The sequence below is a fragment of the uncultured Maritalea sp. genome, assembly GCF_937139385.1.
GTDB classification, from domain to species: Bacteria; Pseudomonadota; Alphaproteobacteria; order Rhizobiales; family Devosiaceae; genus Maritalea; species Maritalea porphyrae_A.
The window spans coordinates 1-2,812 of sequence record NZ_CAKZPW010000175.1; the positions used below are offsets into that span (position 1 = coordinate 1).

General features: G+C 46.1%; 4 protein-coding genes and 1 pseudogene. 3 read left to right on the top strand and 2 right to left on the bottom strand.

The annotated features are described in order from the left end of the window. Positions 1–97: 97 nt before the first annotated feature. Positions 98–610 (bottom strand): hypothetical protein, encoded by a 513-nt coding sequence (locus Q0231_RS07690; RefSeq protein WP_299346879.1) that lies wholly within the window; start codon positions 608–610, stop codon positions 98–100. A gap of 315 nt (positions 611–925) precedes the next feature. On the opposite strand from Q0231_RS07690, the pseudogene Q0231_RS07695 reads away from it, so the two are divergent. After that, positions 926–1,150, top strand: a pseudogene (locus Q0231_RS07695) (integrase core domain-containing protein); the annotation flags it as partial. A gap of 42 nt (positions 1,151–1,192) precedes the next feature. Here the strand turns inward: Q0231_RS07695 and Q0231_RS07700 are convergent. Beyond that, the gene (locus Q0231_RS07700; protein WP_269392445.1) at positions 1,193–1,339 is read right to left on the bottom strand and encodes a hypothetical protein; all 147 of its coding nucleotides are present in this window, start codon (positions 1,337–1,339) and stop codon (positions 1,193–1,195) included. Between the two features lie 549 nt (positions 1,340–1,888). On the opposite strand from Q0231_RS07700, the gene Q0231_RS07705 reads away from it, so the two are divergent. After that, positions 1,889–2,308: a hypothetical protein gene (locus Q0231_RS07705; RefSeq protein ID WP_299346882.1), complete on the top strand. Its 420-nt coding sequence runs from the start codon at positions 1,889–1,891 to the stop codon at positions 2,306–2,308. Continuing rightward, on the top strand, positions 2,305–2,812 hold a 508-nt coding region (locus Q0231_RS07710), incomplete at its 3' end, for a TetR/AcrR family transcriptional regulator (protein WP_299346885.1). The genes Q0231_RS07705 and Q0231_RS07710, both read left to right, overlap by 4 nt.

Here is a 2,812-nt window from a genome sequence, read left to right on the forward strand (position 1 = left end):
ATGAACGTGATGTTCCAGTAAATGAAAATTATATCACACAACTTAAAGCCCAAACTGGTATTACGGTTATGGCTAAATCAAAACGGTTTAATGCAGTTTATGTGATTGGATTAGTAACAGAGGATATCATAGCTCTTGAGGATTTAGACTTTGTTGATTCAATTGATTTTGCTGATAAAAATCTCAATACAGATTCAAGACTTGCTTCAAGTCCTTTGTTCAACTGGTTGCCGATGTTACCATCCACTAAGGCGTTCAACTCGTTATTCGCGCGTCCATAGAAATGCGGGATAAACAACAAATTGATATCGGGTGCTACGCCACCCAATTGCCAAGTGCCAACTGCTGCCATTTCAACACTGCCCTGGCGCAAGGCACGGGGAACATCTTTCCCCTTATAGAGCTGACCACTGTGAAAAAGTTCAACCTCAATTTCACCTGCGCTTGCAGAGTTGACCCTATCGGTGAACTCCTGCAAAAATTTGGTATTCACGTGATTGACGTTGTTTTCAGTTGTGATGCGAAACTTCATCGCTTCAGCGAAGGCGGTACTCGGTAGCAATCCAATTGCTAGTGATACAGCCAATGCCTTGAATACATTTTGTTTCATTGTTATGTCCTCCAACATGACAAATTGCGGTAGAAGTGCAATCCAAAAAGGCCTAAAATTAGCAAACGAAAGTCTGCTAAAACCTCTGCCTCCCTGCAAATTCTGTCCCACAACAAGTACATTTCAATTTTATGCAACCGACTAAACACATTACTTCACCGAATGTGAGGTCGCTGCCAGCTAGACTATCGTTCAGTTCGATATAGATTGAAATTATTGATAGCGAATGCTGGTATCAATAAATTGCATAGTAGGGCGGTGCGCAGTTTTGGGGCAATTACGACCAACCGTGAGCCGCAGGTCCGCGCAGCGAATAATAAGATCTTGCTGGAAAACTATTACCTACCAGGTGATTTCGAACGCCAGATCAAAACATTCGTCGATTATTACAACAATCAGCGTTACCATGAGAGCCTGAACAACGTCACACCGGCTGACTTCTACTTCAGCCGAGACAGAGCCATTCTACGACAAAGGGAGAAAATCAGAGCCAACACAATCAAACAACGCCGATTGCAACAACAAAAACAAGCTGCATAATCAACAAACAAATGAACCAGAGCCTCCAGTAACTAAACCGCTCTAAATACCCATTTCATTTGATGACGGACATTCACGTTCGTTAAACACAAATGGCATTCCATGCAGCAGATGTTGCTGGCAAAACGTCACCATCGTCAGCTCATCTGGCACGATCAAAAATGCAGTTTCAAACTCGGTGAGTGTCATGCATCGTAGACCTTTTAGTTTGACTGCAATAGCCGCTAGTTTGATTTGGGGCAACCAGGTGCTAAAAGCAGATTTTACCAACTCATCATTTGGCTCTATCCAAGACGACAATGCGTCACTGCAAAAGCACAACTGAAAGCTGGCTTTTCCCATAAGGCGTATAGCTGTATCAAATATGGCTGCACCGGCGGGGCGCCACAAGTCAATCAGGTCCTCACCCAACGTTTTGCACAGAGATGTCTGCTTTCGGCAGGCGGTGGAAATTGGATGCGCTTGGTACGGAGGTCGGCTTTGGACCGGAAGCGCCCACGTGCTAGACCTGCGGTCTCGAATTGTTCGTATGACCGCTTGGAGCCCTTTGAAGACATTTGATTTGCGAAGTTGTTCGACACTTTCGGCCCAAAGCTGCCGTTCACAGCACCGCTGTTGACTCCAAGAAAACCAACCTTTTCTTATGACATGTTTGCGGGAAAATACTTGTTGTAGTTGCTTGGTTATAAGTCTATAACTAATACTCCTAATTAACACACTGCATCGGAGGCTAGGATCATGAATGCAGCTTCTCTAGGCAACAAGCCCCCCTTGTCCCTCGGACTTAGGATTGCATCAATTGTAGCATTGGTGTTCGGTGTGATGACTTTGTTTTCCGCCGGTAGCGTACTTTTCGGCCCTTCAGTTTCTCAAGAAATGGCAGGCGCCTACGTCGAATTTGTCGTCTGGTTCAACTTCGCCGCTGGTTTCTTCTATGTCATGGCAGCAATCGGCATTTGGCTCCAGCGTGCGTGGGCCTATCCTCTATCTGGACTAATTGCGCTGACGACGGCATTTATGGCCATTCCATTTGCTTTTCATGCCATCGCAGGTGGGCCTTTTGAATTGCGTACAGTAGGCGCGCTTGTGCTCCGCATTGGGTTCTGGGCAGCAATCACAATTGCCTTGTACCGGTCAAAACGGAACGCTCATAGATGAGAAAAACCGCTCAGGATCGAAAGGTCGAAATCTCAAGAACAGTGTTGGATTTGGCGTTCGAAGTTGGACCCGATCAGGTAACCACTGGCATGATCGCAAAGCGTCTGGGACTATCGCAACCTGCCATATACAAACATTTCCCCAGCAAAGATGATATTTGGAACGCTGTAGCAGATCATGTCTGTGCCCGCGTAAATGAAAACATCGCTCAAGCGGCCACAGGCACTCACTCCCCTGACGATCGTTTGCGAATGTTGGTTATTGGACATCTGCGTTTGGTGCGGGACAATCCAGCATTGCCCGAAATAATGGTTATGCGGACTTTGCAGAATGCGCATGGCCCTTTGCAGACCCAAATGCGAACAGTTATGGCTGAATTTCGGAATGCATTGGTCGCCAATGTTGCCGACGCTGTAGAGCAAAGAATTTTCCGAAATGATTTGGATCCCACGGATGCGAGCACACTTGTTTTCGGGATTATTCAGAGTTTGGTGTTACGAATGT

Coding starts and splice junctions, on each gene's coding strand:
- Q0231_RS07690 (WP_299346879.1), bottom strand. CDS start 610: ATGAAACAAAATGTATTCAAGGCATTGGCTGTATCACTAGCAATTGGA.
- Q0231_RS07700 (WP_269392445.1), bottom strand. CDS start 1,339: ATGACACTCACCGAGTTTGAAACTGCATTTTTGATCGTGCCAGATGAG.
- Q0231_RS07705 (WP_299346882.1), top strand. CDS start 1,889: ATGAATGCAGCTTCTCTAGGCAACAAGCCCCCCTTGTCCCTCGGACTT.